Source organism: Nocardioidaceae bacterium (assembly GCA_018672315.1).
Taxonomy (GTDB): Bacteria; Actinomycetota; Actinomycetes; order Propionibacteriales; family Nocardioidaceae; genus TYQ2.
In genome coordinates this window covers 566,625-587,965 of the sequence record CP076053.1, presented here as the reverse complement: position 1 = coordinate 587,965, position 21,341 = coordinate 566,625, and the positions used below count along the sequence as shown (strand labels likewise).

At 72.7% G+C, this 21,341-nt stretch carries 20 protein-coding genes; 9 read left to right on the top strand and 11 right to left on the bottom strand.

The window, feature by feature from the left end; genetic code table 11:
• The first annotated feature begins 61 nt into the window (after positions 1 to 61).
• A complete protein-coding gene (locus KLP28_02770) occupies positions 62 to 961 on the top strand; it encodes a hypothetical protein (GenBank protein ID QWC85701.1) in 900 nt (299 codons plus the stop codon).
• Between the two features lie 40 nt (positions 962 to 1,001).
• On the opposite strand, the gene KLP28_02765 is transcribed toward KLP28_02770, so the two are convergent.
• Positions 1,002 to 1,718: a DUF4191 domain-containing protein gene (locus KLP28_02765; GenBank protein QWC85700.1), complete on the bottom strand. Its 717-nt coding sequence runs from the start codon at positions 1,716 to 1,718 to the stop codon at positions 1,002 to 1,004.
• 42 nt (positions 1,719 to 1,760) lie between these two features.
• On the bottom strand, positions 1,761 to 2,735 hold the full coding sequence (lipA, locus tag KLP28_02760) for a lipoyl synthase (GenBank protein QWC85699.1): 975 nt from the start codon (positions 2,733 to 2,735) through the stop codon (positions 1,761 to 1,763).
• A 105-nt stretch (positions 2,736 to 2,840) separates the two neighbouring features.
• Between lipA and KLP28_02755 the strand changes: the two genes are divergently transcribed.
• Genes KLP28_02755 through KLP28_02745 form a run of 3 tightly spaced genes read left to right on the top strand, consistent with a single transcriptional unit; the run spans position 2,841 to position 7,121 of the window.
• The gene (locus tag KLP28_02755; protein QWC85698.1) at positions 2,841 to 5,861 is read left to right on the top strand and encodes a PQQ-dependent sugar dehydrogenase; all 3,021 of its coding nucleotides are present in this window, start codon (positions 2,841 to 2,843) and stop codon (positions 5,859 to 5,861) included.
• The gene (locus KLP28_02750; GenBank protein QWC85697.1) at positions 5,858 to 6,676 is read left to right on the top strand and encodes an endo alpha-1,4 polygalactosaminidase; all 819 of its coding nucleotides are present in this window, start codon (positions 5,858 to 5,860) and stop codon (positions 6,674 to 6,676) included. Before KLP28_02755 ends, KLP28_02750 begins: the two co-directional genes overlap by 4 nt.
• 52 nt (positions 6,677 to 6,728) lie before the next feature.
• A complete protein-coding gene (locus KLP28_02745; protein QWC85696.1) occupies positions 6,729 to 7,121 on the top strand; it encodes a hypothetical protein in 393 nt (130 codons plus the stop codon).
• Here the strand turns inward: KLP28_02745 and KLP28_02740 are convergent.
• Genes KLP28_02740 through KLP28_02725 form a run of 4 tightly spaced genes read right to left on the bottom strand, consistent with a single transcriptional unit; the run spans position 7,105 to position 10,624 of the window.
• Complete coding sequence (locus KLP28_02740) at positions 7,105 to 7,857, bottom strand: hypothetical protein (GenBank protein ID QWC85695.1); 753 nt, start codon at positions 7,855 to 7,857, stop codon at positions 7,105 to 7,107. The genes KLP28_02745 and KLP28_02740 overlap by 17 nt on opposite strands.
• The gene (lipB, locus tag KLP28_02735) at positions 7,854 to 8,597 is read right to left on the bottom strand and encodes a lipoyl(octanoyl) transferase LipB (protein QWC85694.1); all 744 of its coding nucleotides are present in this window, start codon (positions 8,595 to 8,597) and stop codon (positions 7,854 to 7,856) included. Before lipB ends, KLP28_02740 begins: the two co-directional genes overlap by 4 nt.
• A gap of 33 nt (positions 8,598 to 8,630) precedes the next feature.
• Entirely contained in the window at positions 8,631 to 9,614 is a 984-nt protein-coding gene (locus KLP28_02730) for an ABC transporter permease (GenBank protein QWC85693.1), read from the bottom strand.
• The gene (locus KLP28_02725) at positions 9,611 to 10,624 is read right to left on the bottom strand and encodes an ABC transporter ATP-binding protein (protein QWC85692.1); all 1,014 of its coding nucleotides are present in this window, start codon (positions 10,622 to 10,624) and stop codon (positions 9,611 to 9,613) included. Before KLP28_02725 ends, KLP28_02730 begins: the two co-directional genes overlap by 4 nt.
• Before the next feature lie 126 nt (positions 10,625 to 10,750).
• Between KLP28_02725 and KLP28_02720 the strand changes: the two genes are divergently transcribed.
• On the top strand, positions 10,751 to 11,356 hold the full coding sequence (locus KLP28_02720; GenBank protein ID QWC85691.1) for a hypothetical protein: 606 nt from the start codon (positions 10,751 to 10,753) through the stop codon (positions 11,354 to 11,356).
• Here the strand turns inward: KLP28_02720 and KLP28_02715 are convergent.
• The gene (locus tag KLP28_02715; GenBank protein ID QWC85690.1) at positions 11,340 to 12,257 is read right to left on the bottom strand and encodes a TIGR01777 family oxidoreductase; all 918 of its coding nucleotides are present in this window, start codon (positions 12,255 to 12,257) and stop codon (positions 11,340 to 11,342) included. The genes KLP28_02720 and KLP28_02715 overlap by 17 nt on opposite strands.
• Before the next feature lie 89 nt (positions 12,258 to 12,346).
• Here KLP28_02715 and lpdA point away from each other — a divergent pair, with 89 nt between their 5' ends.
• Complete coding sequence (gene lpdA / locus KLP28_02710; GenBank protein QWC85689.1) at positions 12,347 to 13,738, top strand: dihydrolipoyl dehydrogenase; 1,392 nt, start codon at positions 12,347 to 12,349, stop codon at positions 13,736 to 13,738.
• Between the two features lie 132 nt (positions 13,739 to 13,870).
• Here the strand turns inward: lpdA and sucB are convergent, their stop codons facing one another.
• Positions 13,871 to 15,745, bottom strand: a complete 1,875-nt coding sequence (gene sucB, locus KLP28_02705; protein ID QWC85688.1) for a 2-oxoglutarate dehydrogenase, E2 component, dihydrolipoamide succinyltransferase — start codon at positions 15,743 to 15,745, stop codon at positions 13,871 to 13,873.
• A gap of 268 nt (positions 15,746 to 16,013) precedes the next feature.
• Between sucB and KLP28_02700 the strand changes: the two genes are divergently transcribed.
• Positions 16,014 to 16,325 (top strand): hypothetical protein, encoded by a 312-nt coding sequence (locus tag KLP28_02700; protein QWC86760.1) that lies wholly within the window; start codon positions 16,014 to 16,016, stop codon positions 16,323 to 16,325.
• A gap of 69 nt (positions 16,326 to 16,394) precedes the next feature.
• On the opposite strand, the gene KLP28_02695 is transcribed toward KLP28_02700, so the two are convergent.
• A complete protein-coding gene (locus tag KLP28_02695; GenBank protein ID QWC85687.1) occupies positions 16,395 to 17,927 on the bottom strand; it encodes a leucyl aminopeptidase in 1,533 nt (510 codons plus the stop codon).
• A gap of 121 nt (positions 17,928 to 18,048) precedes the next feature.
• Between KLP28_02695 and gcvT the strand changes: the two genes are divergently transcribed.
• Positions 18,049 to 19,131 (top strand): glycine cleavage system aminomethyltransferase GcvT, encoded by a 1,083-nt coding sequence (gcvT, locus tag KLP28_02690; GenBank protein ID QWC86759.1) that lies wholly within the window; start codon positions 18,049 to 18,051, stop codon positions 19,129 to 19,131.
• A gap of 55 nt (positions 19,132 to 19,186) precedes the next feature.
• Complete coding sequence (locus KLP28_02685; protein ID QWC86758.1) at positions 19,187 to 19,441, top strand: hypothetical protein; 255 nt, start codon at positions 19,187 to 19,189, stop codon at positions 19,439 to 19,441.
• A gap of 79 nt (positions 19,442 to 19,520) precedes the next feature.
• Here KLP28_02685 and KLP28_02680 read toward each other — a convergent pair whose 3' ends face one another.
• Together KLP28_02680 and KLP28_02675 are read right to left on the bottom strand one after the other, a co-directional pair.
• A complete protein-coding gene (locus tag KLP28_02680; protein QWC85686.1) occupies positions 19,521 to 20,528 on the bottom strand; it encodes an aldo/keto reductase family protein in 1,008 nt (335 codons plus the stop codon).
• Positions 20,529 to 20,567: 39 nt separating this feature from the next.
• Positions 20,568 to 21,194: a DUF3043 domain-containing protein gene (locus KLP28_02675; protein ID QWC85685.1), complete on the bottom strand. Its 627-nt coding sequence runs from the start codon at positions 21,192 to 21,194 to the stop codon at positions 20,568 to 20,570.
• Positions 21,195 to 21,341 lie beyond the last annotated feature (147 nt).

Below are 21,341 nucleotides of genomic sequence, written 5' to 3'. Positions count from 1 at the left end.
GACACGCCGCGGTGACCGGTCGATGTCGAGTGTTCCTCCACACCCGGGGTATGCAGGTGCCATGCGTCGACTCCCCGCTGCCCTCACGACCACCACGGCCGCCCTCGCGCTCGCACTGACCGGGTGCGGCTCGGACGGCGACACGGACCCGGCCGCCGGGTCGGGCGACGCCTCGGCGAGCGCCTCGCCCAGCCAGTCCCCGAGCGAGTCCGCCGAGGAGAGCCCGAGCGAGTCCCCGGAGGCCTCAGGGTCCTCGGGCGGCGACAGCGCCGCGCAGCAGGAGTACGTCGACCTGGTGCAGCAGGCAGCCGAGGAGGAGGACACGAGCGTGCGTACGCGCGTCGTCAGCACCGTCGACACGCCCCAGGGGCCGCTGGAGACGGTCGTCCGGGGCGTCACCCAGGTCGAGGACGGCGAGCTCAGCGCCCGGCTCGACACCGAGTTGCCGCAGAGCGCCGGGGGCGGCACGCTGCAGACGCTGATCGTCGACGGGGTCTTCTACGTGCAGGCCCCGGGCATCCCCCAGGGCAAGTACGCCCGGGTCGACCTCGCCGAGGCCGGCGGTCAGATCGGCGAGCAGCTGCAGCAGCAGATCGACCAGATCGACCCCCGCGCGCAGGCCGAGGCCACCATCGCCTCCGTGCAGTCCGTCGAGAAGCTCGGCGAGAGCAGGGTCAACGGCGCGGACGTGACGCGCTTCCGGGTCGTGCAGGACTTCCGCGAGTTCGCCGATGCCCAGCAGAACCCGCTGTACGACCAGCTGCTCGCCTCCGGCGCCGCCCCCGAGCAGCTCACCTCGGTGGTCGCCATCGACGACGACGGGCGCGTACGCCGCACCACGGCCGACCTGGAGGTGCAGGGCACCTCGGTACGCACCGTGGCCGACTTCCTCGCCTACGACGTCGACGTCGACATCACCGCACCGGCGCAGCGCGACGTGGTCGAGCAGCCGACGGGCTGACGGGCGGTCTGGGGCCGTCAGCGCGGGACCGACCGGGAGGTCAGCGGCCCCGCATCTGGCTGCGCATGCCCTTCATCGACGTCGGCAGGGGGCCCTTGGGCAGACCCACCGGCGGACGGTGCGCGTCCAGCGCGCGCAGCCGTGAGAGCACGTCGGTCATCTCGGCGGGCTTGAGGGTGCGCTTCTGCTTGGTGATGCGCTTGCGCAGGTCCGGCAGCGGCACCTCGCCCTCACCCCGACCGACGACGACGGTCGAGAGCGAGACGTCGGCGGAGATGCGCTCGTGGCGCCTCCGCTCGGAGGCCAGCAGCTGCTTGAGCCGGTTGCCGTTGCCCTCGCCGACCAGCACGATGCCGGCCGGTCCCACCACGCGGTGGACGATGTCCTGCTGCTTGGTGAAGGCCACGGCGGTGTCGGTCTTGTAGCCACGCTTCAGCGAGTCCAGCACCGCGGCCGCCGCGCCGGGCTGACCCTCGATCTGGGCGTACGCACCCCGCTCCGCGCGACGTCCGAAGACGATCAGACCCGCGAGCAGACCGGCGAAGACCGCCAGGACGATGCTCACCGCGAGGATGCCGGGCAGCAGGACCCCGAAGACGAGGAAGGTCACCGCGGCGACGCCGACCGCCCAGGCCGCCACGACCAGCGGCATCCTGGGGTCGACCTTGCGGGTCATCGTCCAGCTCTGCCTCAGCTGGGCGATGCGCCCCTGACCCTTCGGCTTCTTCGCCTTCTTCTGCTTCTTCTCGCGCGCCATGACGTCATTGTCCTACAGGGCGCCAGGGGCCGGGCGTACGCCTCAGACGGCAGCGGGCGCGACCGGCGAGGCCGGGCGCTCGATGTCGACCGTCTCACCGCGCGCGGCCATCGCCTGCTGGTAGAGACGCCCCGCCCGGTAGGAGGACCGCACCAGCGGCCCGCTCATCACACCGGAGAACCCGATCGCGTCGGCCTCGTCCTTGAGCTCGACGAACTCCTCCGGCTTCACCCACCGCTCGACGGGGTGGTGGCGCGGCGAGGGGCGGAGGTACTGCGTGATCGTGATCAGCTCGCAGCCCGCCTCGTGGAGGTCGCGCAGCGCCTGGCTGACCTCCTCGCGGGTCTCGCCCATGCCGAGGATGAGGTTGGACTTGGTGACCAGGCCGAAGTCGCGTGCCTGGGTGAGGACCCCGAGGGACCGCTCGTAGGTGAACGCCGGGCGGATGCGCTTGAAGATGCGGGGCACGGTCTCGACGTTGTGCGCGAGCACCTCGGGACGGCTCTCGAAGACCTCGGTCAGCAGGTCGGGCTTGCCGTTGAAGTCGGGGATGAGGTTCTCCACGCCGGTGCCCGGGTTGAGCTCGTGGATCTTGCGGACCGTCTCGGCGTAGAGCCACGCGCCGCCGTCGGGCAGGTCGTCGCGGGCGACGCCGGTGATCGTGGCGTAGCGCAGCTGCATCTGCTGCACCGACTCGGCGACGCGACGCGGCTCGTCGCGGTCGAGCTCGGCGGGCTTGCCGGTGTCGATCTGGCAGAAGTCGCAGCGTCGGGTGCACTGCTCGCCGCCGATGAGGAAGGTGGCCTCCCGGTCTTCCCAGCACTCGAAGATGTTGGGGCAGCCCGCCTCCTGGCACACGGTGTGCAGGCCCTCGCCCTTCACGAGCTGCTGCAGCTCGCGGTACTGCGGACCCATCGTGGCCTTCGTCTTGATCCAGGCCGGCTTCTTCTCGATCGGGGTCTCGGCGTTGCGGACCTCCAGACGGAGGAGCTTGCGGCCGTCAGGTGTGGCTGCCATGGCTCCAGCGTACGCCGCGGGCATGGTGCGGGCGCGGCGCTTCCGGCGGTGACGGATCTGGGCCAGGATGCTGCGGTGCTGACATCTCGGGAGTCCACTCGTCGGTTGCCGACCGCCCTCGCGGTCGGTCTCGTCCTGGTGCTGGGTCTCCTCGCGCCGTCGGCCCTGCCGGCCGCCTCCGCGGCGTCGGGCGAGCCGCGGAGCCCGGTGGCAGCAACGCCGTCTGCCGGGCGTCCGGAAGCCGGCACACGGACCCCGCCGGCCCGGCGTACGCGCATCATCCTCGCCGTGCTCCCGCGCCGCCCCGTCGCCGGTGAGCAGCTGCTCGCCCGCGGCGCCGTCGGCGCCCCCGGCCGCAGACCCGTCCGGCTGCAGCTGCGCGTCACCGACGCCGAGGGCGAGAGGCGCTGGCGGACGGTCGAGAGGGTCCGGTCCTTCCCGGGCGGTCGGTTCCGCGTACGCCTGGTCATGCCCGGCACGCCCACCTCGCTGCGGGCGGTGGCGCCGCGCACCTGGGTCGGGGGTCGACCCGCCCGTCGCGAGGTCAGCCCGGCCAGGAGACTCGTGCCGGTCCCGCAGACGATCGACGCCACGTTCCCGGCCCTGGTCGTCCCCGGGAGCGAGGCCACGATCGCCGGTGCCGCGACGCCCGCCCGGCGGGGTCGGCTCATGGGCCTGCAGCAGCGGACCGTCGGGGGGCCCTGGGAGTTCGTCTCCTTCGACCGTCAGGACCGCCGCGGCAGGTTCGCGCTCGACCTGCCGACCGAGGACGCGGGGCTGGTGGAGGTGCGCGTGGTCGCGGGACGGTTCAACGGTGCGCCGCTGGTCCGCACGGCCCCGAGCGAGGTCGAGATCGGCCGGGAGGGGATCGAGGCGACCCTGCGCGTCACCCGCGGTGCCGAGACCACGACCGACGACGGCCGGCCGGCGCTGAGCGGTCGGCCCGAGGTGGTCGTACGCCCGGCGGAACCGGTCAGCGCCGTGGAGATGTACGTCGACGCCCAGCCGGCCGGCAGCGCGACGGAGACCGAGGACGGCACCTGGGTCTGGACCTGGGACACCGTGCGCCTGGCCGACGGCCCCCACGACGTGGTGGCGAGGCTCGAGAAGGGCGTACGCCGCGGGGTGTCGCAGGCCGTGCGGGTCGACACGCAGCAGCCCGCGTCGCCGGCGGCGTTGACCGGTCTTCCCGAGGGGTTCCGCGCCGAGACGCTGGCCGCCGGCCTGTTCCTGCCCACGACGTTCGAGGTGCTGGACGCACGCCGCGTGCTGGTGGCCGAGAAGAGCGGTCTCGTACGCCTGGTCGAGGACGGCGTCGTGGCCCCGGAGCCGGTCATCGACATCTCCGACCACGTGCTCGCCCGCGACGACGTCGGGCTCATCGCGATGACGCTGGCGCCTGACTTCGACCGGCGTACGACGACCGGCGAGGTCTACCTCGGCTACACCTACCTCGAGGACCCCGCACAGGCGGACCGGTTCGAGCAGACCCACCGCGTGACGCGGGTCGTGCTCCGCGACGGCGTCCAGGCCGGGGCGGAGGAGGTCGTGCTCGGGACACCGGACGTGGCCGCCTGCCCGGTCCCCGAGACCCCCGGCTGCCTGCCGTTCGTCGGCACCGGCCACGCCATGGGCGAGCTGCTCTTCGACGACAGGGGCGCCCTGCTGGTCACCGTCGGCGACGGCGCCCTGTACGCCGGGCAGTCGCCCGAGGCCGTCCGCGCCCAGGACCTCGACGTGCTGGCCGGCAAGGTGCTGCGCGTCGACCCCGACACCGGTCTCGGCCTGCCCGACAACCCCTACTACAGCGGTGCGGGGGCGGCGTCGCAGAACCGCGACCGGATCTGGGCGTACGGGCTGCGCAATCCGTTCCGGCTCGGTGTCGACGCCGAGGGCGACGTCATCCTCGGCGACGTCGGCGAGGACGCCGCGGAGGAGCTGGACCGTCTCGAGCGCGGCGCGAACTACGGCTGGCCGTGCGTCGAGGCCGACCGCCCCGGGCCCTCGTTCCTCAGGGAGGCCGGACGCGAGCCGTCGTGCCCGTCGCTGGCCGAGCCGCCGGAGGTGCCGACCGCGCCGACGCCGCCGATCCACGTCTACCCGCACGACCCGCAGGCGGGCGGGTCCGTCTCCGGCGGTGTCGCGCTCGCCGGGGCCCCGGCGTACCCGGCCGCCTACCGCGACCGCTTCCTCTACAGCGACTACGCGCTGGGGGAGATGCGGCTGATCGACACGGCCTCCCTGGACCCGACCGACGATGCCGCGGAGCGGGCGGCGTACGAGTCCTTCGCGACCCGCGAGGCCGTCGCGACGCCGGTGCGTACACGGATCGGGCCCGACGGCACCGTGTGGTTCCTGACGATCTTCCCCGGTGAGCTGCGGCGGATCGTCCACGACACCGACGGTGCGACGACGTGCGACCTCGGCACCTGGCGTGCTTCGTGGTTCGCCGACGGCGAGCTCACCGGCACCCCTGACGCCGTGACCTGCGAGCAGACCGCCGAGGCCTTTCCCCGACCCCCCGGCATCCCCGACCAGGGCAGCGCGGTGAGCTTCGAGGGCAGGTTCCGCTTCGCCGGCGGGGCGTACGAGTTCGTCGCGACCGGTGCGGGGCCGACGCGCTTCGTGCTCGACGACGAGGTCGTCCTCGACACCTTCGGGGTCGGCGGCGACTCCGGCGAGCGGTTCGTACGCACTCTCGTGCCGGGCATCCACCGCGCGCGGCTGGACTACGTCGACGAGCGCGGGATCGCCGCTTCCCGGGCGACCTGGGAACCCACGACGGCCTTCCCCGAGGTCGCGGTGACGGTGCCCGACGGCACCTTCCACGCGCCCGGCGACGAGGTCTCCTGGCAGGTCACGGCGACGGACGCAGCAGGGGCCGACATCGCCGACTCCGCCACGACGACGCTGCAGATCCTGCACTACCCGGGCGAGGTGCCCCACCTGCACCCGGCGGTGCGCGAGCAGGGGCGTACGGGCTCGGCAAGGCTGACCCAGGATCACGCCGAGGGGCGTACGGCGTACCGGCTCACCGCCTCGGTCACCGACAGCGCGGGGCACCCGGCCACGTCGGCCCCCGTCTACCTGTGCCTGGAGGGCAATGCGGTGGGGGTCTGCTCGTGAGGGCGCCCGGGCGGCTCGCCGTGCTCGCGGTTGCGGCGACGCTCGCACTCCCCGTCGCCGCCGCACCGGCGCAGGCGCGAGTCACGCCGTTCCCGGTGGGCGCGGAGGCGGACTACCAGCTGGGCGGGGCGTACGAGGTGCCCGGGGCGGTCGTCGTGGTGCGCGACCGCACGGCGCCGCCGGCGGACCCCGACGGGAGCGGCGGCGGCTTCGACGTCTGCTATCTCAACGCCTTCCAGACCCAGCCGGGGGCGCTGGGCTGGTGGCGTACGCACCACCCGGGCGCGCTGCTGCGCGACCGCGACGGACGTCTGGTGCGCGACCCGGGATGGCGGCAGGAGGTGCTGCTCGACACGCGTCGCCCTGCGGTCCGTGCGGAGGTCGCCCGGGTGGTCGTGCGGTGGGCCAGGGGCTGCGGCCGGGCCGGCTACGAGGCGGTCGAGCTCGACAACCTCGACTCCTTCCTGCGCTCCGGGCGACAGCTGCGGCGCGCCGACAACCTCGCCCTCGCCCGCCGCATCACCCGCGGCGTCCACCGGGTCGGCCTCGCGGTCGCGCAGAAGAACCTCGCGGGGCTCCGCCCCCGTGCCGTACGCCGGGTCGGGTTCGACTTCGCGGTCGTGGAGGAGTGCCGGCGCTACGACGAGTGCGACCGCTACGCCGCTGCCCACGGGCGGCGCATCGTGCAGATCGAGTACAGGCGCGCCGACTTCGACGCAGCCTGCGCGAGGCACGGCGACCGCTGGTCGGTGCTGCTGCGGGACCGCGCCGTGAGACCCGCCGGGGCGCGAGGGCACGTACGCGCCGAGTGCTGAGGTGCCCTGCCGGGCGGTGGAACCGTTCGACGGCATCCTGCGTCCAAGCACCATGAGACTGCCCACCTGGCACACGACCGTCCTGTCGGTGGTCGTCGTGGCCATCGGCCTGCTCATCGGCCTGTCGGTCGGTCTCGCCGGTGTCGCCACCGCTGCTGCGCACGGTGCCGTGCTGAGTCCTCGCTACGTCGACGCCCGCGTGCCCGTCGACGGGCTGCTGTCGGGACGGGAGGGCGTCGGGGCGAGGCGTACGGACGGCTGTGGCTTCGTCGCACCACCCGGTGGGGCGACCGGGACAGCCGCAGGGCCTCGGGTCAGGGTCCTCACCGGCGAGCCCGCTCGGACGTACGCCGTGTGCGAGAGCGCGCCGACGGGGTCCCCGCCGGTCGGGATGCCCGGGGCCGGCGGTCCCGCGCGCGAGGTGCCGCTCACCAGCTCGCGGTGATCCAGGCGCCGGCGACGTCGAGCACGTCGACGGGCAGCAGGAGGCTCGCGCCTCCGAGGAGACCGACGACGAGGACCGCGGGCGCCGCGCCACCCAGGCGCCGACTCGCGTACGCACCGATCCCCGACGCGAGGGCGGTGAGCAGGCCGACACGGGTGACCTGCAGCAGCGGCACCGCGACGTCGCCGGTCTGACCGCGCGCGAGCAGCGCCACCGCCACGACGACCCAGACCGAGCCCGCGGCGGTGAGACCGACGGCTGCGCCCGCGACCGTCGCCCGCAGCGGCCGGACCGTCCTCCCGAGCACGAGCCCACCGAGGCCCGCCACGGCGGTGAGCAGGAGACCGAGCAGCAGCATGTCGTACGCCGCGACGGAGGCGACCCGCAACGGCGGCCGTCCGAGGTAGGCCGTGGGTGGCGGTGTCATCGCCCCGAGGCAGGCGGCCCGACGACTCGCACCCGAGGTGCTCGCCGGCACCCCGTACGCCACCGGCGCCTGCACGCAGTCCGTCACGGCCGCCTGCAGCTGCGGCGAGGCGATCTCGGTCGACGCGAGCTCGGCCGCCCGCGCGCGTTCAGCGGAGGACGGCGGGCCGGTCCCGGTGACCACCAGTCCGGCGACCAGCGTCGTGACGAGCACCGCACCGAGCGCGAGGAGGACCAGCGCGAGGCGCGCGGCCCACGACAGGTGCCGAGGCGGCGCCTCCGGACCAGCCGGCGTCGTCCGGTCGCTCACGCCCCCGCGGACGGCGCGAGCACCGTGACCGCGGGGCCGAGCGGCTTCGCCGGGTCCGGCCGGGGCTCGTAGTCGGGCGTGCGGTCGTACGGCTGCCAGGCCAGCAGCGCCTGGAGGTGCCGCTCGACGATCGGCAGCACGTCGCTGCACGTCACCTCGCGCCCCAGCTCGGCGCTGAGGGTGGTGACCCCGGCGTCGGCGATGCCGCAGGGCACGAAGCGGTCGTACCAGGCCAGGTCGACGTCGCAGTTGAGGCTGAAGCCGTGCATCGTGACCCCGCGCGAGACCCGGATGCCGATGGCGGCGATCTTGCGCTCGGGGCCGCGGTCGTCGGCGCGCAACCAGACGCCCGAGCGACCCGGCACGCGGGCGGTCGTGACGCCGAGGTCGCGGCAGGTGAGGATCAGCGCCTCCTCGAGCCGGCGCACGTAGTCGACGACGAGCACGTGCTCGGGCAGCCTCACGATCGGGTAGCCGACCAGCTGGCCGGGGCCGTGGAAGGTGATCTTGCCGCCGCGGTCGACGTCGACGACCGGGGTGCCGTCGGTCGGTCGCTCGTGGGGTTCGGTGCGCTTGCCGGCGGTGTAGACGGGAGGGTGCTCGAGCAGCAGCACCTCGTCCGGTGCCCCCTCGGCGACGCCCGCGTGCACCGCGCGCTGCAGCTCCCAGGCGTCCTCGTACGCCACGGCGTCGGCGCCCAGGCCGACGACTCGGATGACGGGGGAGTCCTGGCTGCTCATGCGTCCGAGCCTACGCCCGCCCGCGGGGCCGGCTCAGACGTCGCGGCGCCGGAAGGTGAGCAACGACAGCCCGATCACGACGGCCACCAGGACCACGAGCACGGGGACCGCGTCGGCCTGGGTGATCGTGACGGCCTCCTGGCAGCGCCCGACCGCGCCGAGGCACCGGTCGTAGTCGTAGTAGGTGAAGCTGCCGTTGAGCCAGGCGAAGACGTTGGTCGAGATCGCGTATCGCTGCCCGTCGAACGGCAGCAGGTTCAGCACCAGGTCACCGACCACGGTGTACGCGAACAGCACCCCGAGGGTGGCGACGGTGCTGCGGAGCAGCATCGTCAGGGCGTACGCGCCGAGAGCCGCGAACCCGGCCAGGGCCCCGGCCCGCACGATCTGCCACCCGATGTCGGCCAGCAGGGGACCGCCGACCCCGATGTCGCGCAGCCGGGCCGTGACCAGCACGGCCGTCCACCACCCGGCGAGCGTCACCAGCGTCACCGCGGTCGAGACCACCGTGACGGGGAGGGCCTTGGCGACCCAGAGGCGTACGCGTCCGGGCACGGCCAGCAGCTGGTTAATCAGCGACCCGGAGTTCCAGTCGGCGCCGGCGAACGTCGTGGCCGCGAGGATCAGCGCCATCACCAGCATCGTCGCGACGCCCAGGGCGCCGCCCTGCAGCTGCTCGCGGGGGCGGAGCTCGGGCCGGTAGAGGTACCACTCGGCCGTCGGCAGCACGAACTCCTCGCAGCGTTGCTGCACGTCCGGGTTGTCGGGCCGGATGCCGTAGGTGCGCGGCCGGTTCACGCAGCGCCGCAGCTCACGCTGAATGTACGGCTGCTCGGCCTCGGCGGCCGCCTGCTGCTCGGCGCGCTGGATGTCGGCCCGGTCGAAGGGCCGGGTCTGGAAGATCAGGACCGCGGCGATGACGGCGGTGAGCACGAGGGAGACCACCACCAGGAAGGCGATGGCGCGGCGGGAGCGGTACCGCGTCAGCTCGACACGGCTCAGGCGCAGCAGGCTCATCGGGACTCTCCGCTCGGTCGGCTCGGGTCGGCTCCCCGCGACGGGTCCCCTGTCATGCCGGGGCTCGGACGCCCGGGTCCGGCGCCGGCGGTGAGCTCGAGGAAGACGCCCTCGAGGTCACGGCGCACGGGTGTCAGCTCGCTCGCCCAGATGCCGGCCTCACCGAGCAGCCGGTTGGCCTCACCGGGGTCGACGTCGTCGAGGAGCAGGGCCTCGCCCTCCCGGCGTACGGCGTGCCCGGAGTCGCCCAGCAGCTGTGCCGCGCGAGCCGTGGCCTCGGTGTCGCCCACCACGAGACGGGTCGTCCGCGTCCCGGCGACGAGCTCGGCCACGCTGCCCTCGGCCAGCCGACGGCCTCGCCCGATGATGGTCACGGTGCGGCAGACCTGCTCGACCTCGGCGAGGATGTGCGAGCTCAGCAATACGGTGACGCCCTGCTCGCCGAGGGTGCGGATGAGGTCGCGGATCTCGCGGATGCCCGCCGGGTCGAGCCCGTTCGTCGGCTCGTCGAGGATCAGCAGGTCGGGCTCGGTCAGCAGGGTCGCGGCGATCGCGAGCCGTTGCTTCATGCCGAGCGAGTAGCCCTTGAACCGCTCGGACTCGCGTCCGCTCATGCCGACCTGCTCGAGCGTGCGGTCGACGGCACGGTCGTCGACCCCGTGGGTGCGGGCGAGCAGCTCGAGGTTGCGGCGTCCGGTGAAGGTCGGGGTGAACTTCGGCTGCTCGACGACGGCGCCGATGCGGGGCATGACCGTGGGCAGCTGCCGGGGCACGGGCTCGCCGAAGAGGCGGATCGTGCCGTCGGTGACGGAGGCCAGGCCGAGCATCATGCGGATGCTGGTGGTCTTGCCCGAGCCGTTCGGGCCCAGGAAACCGTGGACGCCGCCGGCCGGCACGGCGAGGTCGAGTCCGTCGACCGCGACGACGGACCGCCCGCGGCGCGTACGGAAGACCTTGCGCAGCCCCTGGGTCTCGATGACCGGTGCTCCTGCAGCCGAGTTCGTGCTCATGTGCCACCTCCGACCGCAGGATGCCGGAGGGATCGAGATCTGCGTGGGCGCCACGCGGAGGCCGTGCGCACCCGCACCTGTGGACAAGGGAGCACCGAGGGGACGTCGAGGCCTCAGGCTGGTCGGATGCGCCCGTCCCTCGTGCTGCTCCTGCCGGTCCTCCTCACGGCCCTGGGCTGCTCGTCACCGCCTGCCGCACCGGCGCCCGCAGCGGCGCCCGGGCCGCCGTCGTCGAACGCAGCGACACCCCGCGCCCTCGCGACGTCCGACGCCGCACCACCCCGAGCCGCGCCGGCTCGCGACGCCCCGGCCACCGCCGTGGTGGCGTGGTGGGACGACCGGCGTGCGCAGGCATGGCGGGGCGGGGACGTCGGCGCGCTGCAGGAGCTCTACCTCCCGGGGTCCCGGGCCGGCGCCGCGGACGTCGCCGCGCTCCGGGCGTACGTCTCGGCCGGGGTCGCCCTGACCGGCTGGCAGACCGCCCGCCGCGCCGTCACCGAGGTGAGGCGTACGTCGGACCGCCTCGTCGTCGACGTGCGCGTGCAGCAGCGCGACACCCGGGCTCGGCTGGCGGCCGTCCGCGACGGCGAGCAGCGCACCCTGCCCGCGTCCGCCCCGCGCGACCTCCGGCTGAGCCTGGACTGGGCCTGGCCGCTGGGCGGCTGGGCCGTGCAAGAGGTACGGGAGGTGCGGCCGATCGCAGGCGCAGGGAGCCTCAGCGTCCGGCGTTGAGGGCGGCGCGCAGCACCGACTCGACCTCGGGGTGGGCGAAGGTGAAGCCTGTGTCGAGCAGAGCCCGGGGGACGGCGCGCACCGATCCGAGCAGCTCGGGGGAGAGTGGTCCGGCCGCCTTGTCGATGACGAAGGCGGGCACCTTGAGGAACGCGGGCCGGTTCAGCAGGTCGGCCAGCGTGGCGGTGAACTCCGCGTTCGTCGTCGGCTCGGGGATGACCGGGTTGACGGGTCCCGCGAGGTCCTCGTTGGTCAACGCCTCCACGACGACCCGCACCCAGTCGTGGGTCGAGACGATCGGGAAGTACTGCTGCCCGGACCCGAGCGGGCCACCGAGCCCGGTCTTGAAGATCGGCAGCATCGCCTTGAGTGCGCCGGAGCGGCGGTCGATCACGGGCGGCGTACGCAGCACCACGACCCGGGCCCCCGCACGGTCGGCGGGCTGCGTGGCGCGCTGCCAGTCACGGGTCACCGAGGTCAGCAGCGCGTCGCCGCGGCTCTCGGTGGTCTCGGTGACCACCTGGTCGCCGTGGTCCCCGTAGTAGGCGATCCCGTTCGCAGCGACGAAGGTCGGAGCGGCTGCGTCACCGTCGGCGCCGGCCACGGACGCGATCGCCTCGGCGAGCGTGGTCGTGGTGTCGACGCGGGACTGGCGCAGCTCGCGGCGGTACTTCTTGCTGTGCGGGTTGCCGATCAGGGGGGAGCCGCCGAGGTTCACGACGGCGTCGGCGCCTCGGACGTCCTCGACGTCGACCTGGCGGGACGAGGGGTCCCACCGACGCTCGTTCGGTGCACCGGGCTCGCGGCGCACGAGCTGGACCACCTCGTGGCCGTCTGCGTCCAGACGTTCACGGAGGCGGGTGCCGAGGAAGCCGGACGCACCGGCGACGAGGACGCGCATGTCTGTGGTGTTGCCCGCCGAACCAGCGCGGCAACCGTCGTGCGGACGGTGGGTCGTGCGGGGAGCGTCACTGGAATAGGGTCGGGTTCGTGAGCCACTACGACCTCGTTGTCCTCGGTGCCGGCCCCGGTGGGTACGTCGCTGCCATCCGCGCCTCCCAGCTCGGCCTGAAGGTCGCTGTGATCGAGAAGAAGTACTGGGGAGGCGTCTGCCTCAACGTGGGCTGCATCCCCTCGAAGTCGCTGCTGCGCAACGCCGAGCTGGCGCACATCCTCGAGCACGAGAAGGACAAGTTCGGCATCACCGGCGACGCCACGATGGACTTCGGCAAGACGCACTCGCGCAGCCGTGAGGTCAGCGACTCCATCGTCAAGGGCGTCCACTTCCTCATGAAGAAGAACAAGATCACCGAGATCGACGGGTGGGGCACCTTCACCGGCCCGAAGACGATCTCGGTCGAGCTCAACGACGGGGGCACCGAGGAGGTCACCGGCGACCACGTCGTCATCGCCGCCGGTGCCACCACCCGTCTGATCCCGGGCACCGAGCTCTCCGAGCGCGTCGTGACCTACGAGGAGCAGATCCTCACCGACGAGCTGCCCGACTCGATCATCATCGCGGGCTCCGGTGCGATCGGCGTCGAGTTCGCGTACGTCATGGCCAACTTCGGCGTCGACGTCACCGTCGTGGAGTTCCTCGACCGCATGGTGCCGACCGAGGACGCGGAGGTCTCCAAGGAGCTCGCGAAGCACTTCAAGAAGCTCGGTGTGAAGGTCATGACCGGCACCAAGGTCGAGTCGATCGACGACTCGGGCGACCAGGTGACCGTCGTGGTCTCCAAGGACGGCGACGAGCAGAAGCTGCAGGCCGACAAGGTCATGCAGGCGATCGGCTTCGCGCCGCGCCTCGAGGGCTACGGGCTCGAGGAGATCGGTGTCGAGACCACCGAGCGTGGCGCCATCGCGGTCGACGCCCGCGGGCGTACGAACGTCGACGGCGTCTGGGCCATCGGCGACGTCACGGGCAAGCTGATGCTGGCCCACACCGCCGAGATGATGGGCATGGTGTGCGCCGAGACGATCGCGGGCGCGGAGACGATGGAGATCGACTTCGACATGATCCCGCGCGCGACGTACTGCCAGCCTCAGATCGCCTCCTTCGGCTACTCCGAGGAGCAGGCGAAGGAGAAGGGCTACGACGTCAAGACCGCCAAGTTCCCCTTCAGCGCCAACGGCAAGGCCAAGGGTCTCGGAGAGACCGCCGGGTTCGTCAAGATCGTCGCCGACGCCACCTACAACGAGATCCTCGGTGCCGCCATGATCGGCCCCGATGTCACCGAGCTCCTGCCGGTGCTGACCCTCGCGCAGAAGTGGGACCTCACCGCCGACGAGGTCTCCCGCAACATCTTCGCCCACCCGACGCTGTCCGAGGTCGTCAAGGAGGCCGTCGAGGGCATCGCCGGGCACATGATCCACATGTGACTCCGCGTCCACCGGTGCGGACGGCACCCGGCGCGCCGATCCCGGGTGCCGTCCGTACCGGTGAGGCAGGCTGACGCACGACGCCCCGGCCCCTCGTGGGGACCGGGGCGCTGCGCTGTGCCCGGGAGGCGCTCAGACGTCCCAGTTGCCGTGCTCGAGCCGCTCCTTGACGTCGGAGAGGAAGCGGGCCGCGTCGGCGCCGTCGACCAGGCGGTGGTCGTAGGTCAGCGCCAGGTAGACCATCTGCCGCACCGCGATCGTCTCGCCGAGGTTCGGGTCGTCCATGACGACGGCCCGCTTGACCACCGAGCCGGTGCCGAGGATGCCGACCTGCGGCTGGTTGATGATCGGGGTGTCGAAGAGCGCGCCGCGGCTGCCGGTGTTGGTCAGCGTGAACGTGCCCCCGGACAGCTCGTCCGGCCCGACCTTGTTGGTGCGGGTGCGCTCCGCGAGGTCGGCGATCTTCTTCGCCAGACCGGCGATCGACAGATCGCCCGCCTCCTTGATCACCGGGGTCAGCAGACCCTTCTCGGTGTCGACCGCGATCGCGAGGTTCTCGTGGTCGTAGTAGGTGATCTCGCCCGACTCCATGTCGATGGAGGCGTTCAGGGAGGCGTGCTCCTTCAGCGCGTCGGTCGCCGCCTTCGCGAAGAACGGCATGAACGACAGCTTGACGCCCTCGCGGCGCTGGAAGTCCGCCTTCTCGCGGTCGCGCAGCCGTGCGATGGCCGTGACGTCGACCTCCACCACCGTCGTGAGCTGCGCCGAGACCTGCAGCGACTGGTGCATGCGCTCGGCGATGACCTTGCGCAGCCGCGACATCTTCTCGGTCTTGCCGCGCACGTCGGCCGGCTTCGGGGCGGCCGGGGCGGGCTTGCCGCTGCCGGAGGGGGCTGATCCGGAACCCGATTCCCTCGCGGCACCGGACTCGGCGGCACCGGACTCAGCGGCGCCGGAGCTCTTGGCCTTCGCCGCGTCGAGCACGTCCTGCTTGCGGATGCGGCCGCCGACCCCGGAGCCCTCGACCGAGGACAGGTCGACGTCGTGCTGCTTGGCGAGCTTGCGCACGAGCGGGGTGACGTACGCGTCGGAGTCCCCGCCCTCGGTGGCGCGCGAGGCGGGCTTGTTGGGGGCCGCGTCGTCGGAGGCCTTGGCGGAGCCGGCGTCCTGCGACGGCTTCTCCTCCTCCTTGGTCGGCTCGGGGGCCTTCTCCTCGGCCTGCTTCTCCTCGACCGGGTCCTCGACCTCCTCGGGCTCCGGCTCGTCGGCGCTGCCGCCGGCGCTGTCGGAGTCGGCGGCGGCGTCGCCGCCGCCGGAGGCCGATCCGTCACCGATGACGCACAGGACGTCGCCGACCTCGATGGTCTCGTCCTCCTCGACGCGGATCTCCTGGAGTGTGCCGGCCACGGGGGAGGGGATCTCGGTGTCGACCTTGTCGGTGGAGACCTCCAGCAGGGGCTCGTCCATCTCGACGGTGTCGCCGACGGACTTCAGCCAGCGCGAGACGGTGCCCTCGGTGACGGACTCGCCGAGCGCCGGGAGCTCCACCTCGGTGCCGCCACCACCGCCACCGCCGCCGCCACCACCGCCACCGCTGCTGCTGCCGCTGTCGGAGGACTGGTTGTCGGCGCCACCCTCGGCGGGCTCGTCCGGGCCGTCCTGCTCGGGCTCCTCCTCGGCGTCGGGCGCTTCGGCGGTCTCCTCCTCGGGCTCCTCGTCGGCGCCCTCGTCGCTGTCGTCGCCGCCGGAGCCGCCGCCCTCGGCCTCGGACTCGTCACCGACGGTGCACAGCACGTCGCCGACCTCGACGGTCTCGTCCTCCTCGGCGTTGATCGACAGGACGGTGCCGGCGACCGGCGAGGGGATCTCGGTGTCGACCTTGTCGGTGGAGACCTCGAGCAGGGGCTCGTCGACCTCGACGGTGTCGCCCACCGACTTCAGCCACCGGGACACGGTGCCCTCGGTGACCGATTCACCGAGTGCCGGGAGTTCGACCTCTGTCGCCATGGGGTTCCTTCGCTCTGAGGAGGGGTCCGTACGTCAGGTGCCGCGCGTCGCGAGGCGCCGTGAGCATCCTTGCACTCCCTGGTCTTGTGTCCACCGACGCGTGGACCATTCCCATGACGCGCCACCGCTTGCCGGAGGACCGCGACCCACGACGGGCGCGCGGATGCGCAGGCTGCTTCAGCCGGTGGGGGACAATGCACGCATGGGCATGTTCGACCGACTCCGACGCCGCGGCTCCTCCAGGAGCGGCGCAGGTGACGGCGGCGGTCTGTCGGTCCGGTCCTCACCGAGCGCGGACGAGGAGCACCTCACCGAGTGGGCGGCGCAGCGACGCGGCGTCGAGGGCTTCGTGGAGCCGCGCACGACGGTCAGCGAGATCACCCTCCTGCTCGTGGCGCACGACGGCGAGTGGACCCGGCGGCGTGTGAGAGACGTGAAGTGGGCGCACGCGTTCTGCAACCGACTCTCGATCCCGTCCTACGACGCCGCCGTCGTCGGCATCCCGCAGCGCATGCGCGACTACAACCGTCGGGTCGCCGCGGAGCAGAAGCAGGCACGGCGCCGCGCCCTCGAGGACTGAGCCCGGCACGGGCCGGCCTGGTGCCGCGTTCGTGCCGGATCGGGTGCCGGGTGGAGGACCCGCCCCGGGTCAGTCCTCCGTCACGCCGTCGACGCCGCGCTCGGCCAGGTCCTCGGCCAGCGCGATCAGGGTCGCGGCGGCGGCCCCGGTGCCGCCGGGCGTCACGTGCCCCCAGGCGGAGCCGTCGTTGAACGACGGCCCGGCGATGTCGAGGTGGCCCCAGGGAACGTCCTCGGCGAACTCCCGCAGGAACGCCGCCGCGTAGAGCGCGCCGCCCCACCGCTCGGTGTTGTGCTGGGCGAGGTCGGCGATCTTGGAGTTGCCCCGCACCTTCTCGGTCATCTCCTCGGGGATGGGCAGCGGCCACATCTGCTCACCCGAGCGACCTGAGGCGTCCAGCACCCGGTCGACGACGCCCGGGTCGCCCATGACTCCGGTGACGCGGTTGCCCAGGGCCACCACGCAGGCACCGGTGAGGGTGGCGACGTCGACGATGAGGTCGGGAGCCGCGGCGACCGCGCGGGTCAGGCCGTCGGCCAGCACCAGTCGCCCCTCCGCGTCGGTGTTGAGCACCTCGACCGTGCGGCCCGAGAGCGTCGTGTAGACGTCCCCGGGGCGGGTCGCGGCGCCCGAGACCATGTTCTCCGCCATCGGTGCGAACGCGGTGACCTGCACCGGCAGACCGAGCTCGGCGATCGCGTACGTCGCGGCGATGACCGCGGCCGCACCGCCCATGTCGGACTTCATCGTCGCCATCGAGCCGGCCGGCTTGATCGACAGACCGCCGGAGTCGAACGTGATGCCCTTGCCGACGAGCGCCAGGTGCGCCACCGGCTTCTTCGGCGTGTAGGCGATCTCGACGAGCCGGGGCCCTGCGGCGCTGCCCTTGCCGACGGTGATGAGTCCGCCGTAGCCGCCCTCGCGCAGCTGGTCGTCGTCGAGCACCGTGACCTCGACGCGGGACCCGCGCCCCGACGGGGCCGCGTCGCGGGCCTCCTCGGCGAAGACCGGGGGGGTGAGGTCGCCGGGAGGGCAGTTCACCCAGTCCCGCGTACGCGCCACGGCAGCGGCGACCACCCTGCCGACCGCCTGGGCCGTGGCGGCCTCCTTCTTGCGTGCGATGGGGCTGAGCACCGTCACCGACGACAGCGCCGAGCCGCTGCCGCCGGCCGGGTCGTCGCTCTTGAAGCGGCGGTAGCGGTAGCCGCCCAGCTCGAAGCCCTCCACGACCGCACGCACGTGGTCCGCGTCCTCCGCGGGCAGCGCGAGCGCGACGGACGTGACGTTGCCCAGATGGCGGGCGGCGACGCCGGCGCCGCGGCGTACGGACTCGGGGTCGAGCGCGTCGGCCGGGCCGAGACCGACCAGGAGCAGCGTGCCGGCCTTGAGCGTCTCGGTGGGCAACCTCGTCGCGGTGCCGGGCTTGCCGGTGACCTCGAAGGAGCTCACCAGCGCGGCGAAGCGCTTCTCCCCGTACGCCGCGACGACCGCCTCGCCGCCCGGGGCGACCCGGGGCCCGTCGTCGGTCTGGACGACCCCGACGACGACGACGTCGGCGCGGGACTTCTCCGGGCTCGTGGTGCTGAGCTGGTGGTCGGTCACGGGGAACGGGTCTCCTCAGGAGTCGCGGGACGGTCGGACGGACGGCCGAGCGGGGCTTGCGCCGACAGGGCCGGGGACGCGTAGGTTGCGGTGCGTGAGCACCTCCGGCGAACCTACCCCGCTGCGGCAGTCACCCCTCCACGACCGGCACGTCGCCCTCGACGCCAAGCTGGCCGAGTTCGGCGGCTGGTCGATGCCCCTGGAGTACGCGGGTGTGGTGGCCGAGCACACCGCGGTGCGTACGTCGGTCGGCGTCTTCGACGTCAGCCACCTCGGCACCGTGCTGGTCCGTGGCGAGGGTGCGGCCGGCGTCGTGGACCGCTGCCTCACCAACGACCTCGGCCGCATCGCGCCCGGGCAGGCCCAGTACACGCTGTGCTGCGACGAGAGCGGTGGCGTCGTGGACGACCTCATCGTCTACCTGCGCTCGCCCGAGGACCTCCTGCTCGTGCCCAACGCCGCGAACGCGGCCGAGGTGGCGCGACGTCTGACGGCCGAGGCCCCCGAGGGGGTCGAGGTGGCCGACGTGCACGCCGACCACGCCGTGCTCGCGGTGCAGGGCCCTGACAGCGACGCGGTGCTCGCGCGGGTCGGACTGCCCACCGGTCACGACTACATGAGCTTCACGGAGACCACGTACGAGGGCGCCGACGTCGTCGTGTGCCGCACGGGATACACCGGCGAGCGCGGCTACGAGCTCGTCGTGCACCCCGCGGCCGCGGCCGGGCCCCTGTGGGACGCGCTCGTCGACCGGACGGCGTCCCCGCCGGCGGCGCCGTGCGGCCTGGGGGCACGCGACACGCTGCGCACCGAGATGGGCTACCCGTTGCACGGACACGAGCTCGGCCCCGACATCACGCCGGTGCAGGCCCGGTCGGGGTGGGCCGTCGGGTGGAGCAAGGAGCAGTTCGTCGGGCGCGAGGCGCTGGCCGCCGAGCGCGAGCGCGGACCCGAGCGGGTGCTGCGAGGGCTCCTCGCGCAGGGACGCGGCATCCCTCGGCCGGGCATGGCGGTGCACGCCGGCGACGAGCCGGTCGGCGAGGTCACCTCGGGCACCTTCTCGCCCACGTTGCGGCAGGGCATCGCGCTGGCCCTCGTACGCCCGTCGGTGGCGGTCGACGACACCGTGGAGGTCGACGTACGCGGTCGGCGCCAGGCCTTCACCGTGGTGACGACCCCCTTCGTGGAGTCGTCGGTCCGCTGAGGTCCAGGACGTCCCCTCCACGACCTCCCCTGCGTACGCTCCTCGCATGACTGCACTGCCAGGACGACCCGACCCCGCCGGCACCTCCGAGGGCCCCGCGGGTGGTGCTGCCGCCGACGCGCCGTGGACGTGGCGTTACGAGACCGCCGACGGTCACGTCACCGGGCACAGCGAGACCTTCGACTCCCAGTCGGACGCGGAGACCTGGCTCGGGACCGAGTTCGAGGACCTGCTCGAGCACGGCGTCGACAAGGTCACCCTGCTGGAGGGCGAGCGGGTCGCGTACGGCATGAGCCTGCACGAGTCCTGACCCCCTCCGTGGGGTCAGTTCTCGCGAGGGGTCAGTTCCCGCGAGGGGTCAGTTCCCGCGAGGGGTCAGTTCCCGCGGATCAGAAGTCGCGGGTGCGGGGCGACGTCGTCTTGGCGGGGTCGGTGATCGTCAGCCCGTCGAAGATCTCGTCGATGCGGTCGAGCACGTCGTCGTCGAGCTCCACCCCGGCGGCGGCGACGTTGTCGGTGACCTGCTCGGGCTTGGAGGCACCGATGATCGCGGCCGAGACGTTCGGGTTCTGCAGCGTCCACGCCACCGCGAGGGCAGCCATCGACAACCCGTGGTCGGCGGCGATCGGCTCGAGCTCCTGCACCGCGGTGAGGATGTCGTCGTCGAGGTAGCGCTTGATCATCTCCGCGCCGCCACCCTTGGTGTCGGTCGCGCGCGATCCCTGGGGGAGGTCGGCGCCGGGCTTGTACTTGCCGGTGAGGACTCCCTGGGCGATGGGGGACCAGACGATCTGGCCGATGCCCAGCTCCTCGCAGGCCGGGACGACGTCGGACTCGATGACGCGCCACAGCATGTTGTACTGCGGCTGGTTCGACACCAGCGGGATGCGCATCTCGGTCGCCAGTGCGTGCGCCCGCCGGATCTGGTCCGCGGTCCACTCCGAGACGCCGATGTAGTGCGCCTTGCCGGCGTGCACGACGTCCGCGAAGGCGGACATCGTCTCCTCCAACGGTGTCTCGTGGTCGAAGCGGTGCGCCTGGTAGAGGTCGACGTAGTCGGTCTGCAGCCGCTGCAGCGACGCGTCGATCGAGTCCATGATGTGCTTGCGGGACAGGCCGTGGTCGTTGTGCTTGCCGGCGTTGGTCGGGAAGTAGACCTTGGTGAAGATCTCCAGGCCCTCGCGGCGTTCACCCGCCAGCGCCTTGCCGAGCACCTTCTCGGCCTTGGTGTTGGCGTAGACGTCGGCGGTGTCGAAGGTCGTGATGCCCTCGTCGAGGGCCTGGCTGACACAGGCGAGGGCGGCGTCCTCCTCGACCTGCGAGCCGTGGGTGAGCCAGTTGCCGTACGCGATCGCCGAGATCTTCAGGCCGCTGCGTCCGAGGTTGCGAATCTCCATGGCCGACCTCTGCCCGCTGGTTGAAGCCTCAACCTCGGATCAGTCCCGGTAGTGCGCCGGCAGCTTCTCGCCGATGGAGTACTGCGGCTTGGGCAGGCGCAGGAACCGCAGCTGCAGCGCACGCAGCAGCAGGTACCCCCACCAGCCCTTGTGGGAGGTCGCGGGGAAGCGCTGACGCAGCTCCTTGCGGACGCTGACCAGCAGCCAGGTGGTGTCGACGATCGTCACGGCCATCGTCGCCAGCCAGATCGTGTTGCCCAGGCTGATCATGGAGTCGTTGGAGGAGTAGGTCAGGAACATGACGACCAGCAGCAGCGGCAGGATGAACTCCGCCGCGGAGATGCGGGTGTCGACGCGGTCGCGGAGGAACCGGCGTACGCCACCCCGGTCGCGCGGCAGCAGGAAGGACTCGTTCCCGGCCTTCATGCCCTCACGGATCTTGCGCCGCTGCTCCTTGCGGGCGGCACGGTCGGCCGCGATGCCGGACGTCTTGCCCTGCGCCACCTTGGCCCGCTGCCTGGCCGCCTCCTGCGCCTCCCTCCGGGTCGGGGTCGGACGCCCCTTGCCCCCGTCGGCCGTCCGTGAGGGGTCCGCGGAGGGCCCGAGGGAGGTGGCCGCGCCGGAGGGATCGGCGGGCGAGGTGGGCTGCTTGGACCGTCCGAACACCGTCGAACCTCCTGAGGTCTGGCTGCGTGCGCGCGGTGGCGCCGGCTCCGTCGCCGTGCCCCAAGACTAGCCGCGGTCGCCCGCCACGCCCGACTCGTAGGATGGTGGGGAGCACACACCCGCCGAGGATCCGCAAGGATCCGCCGA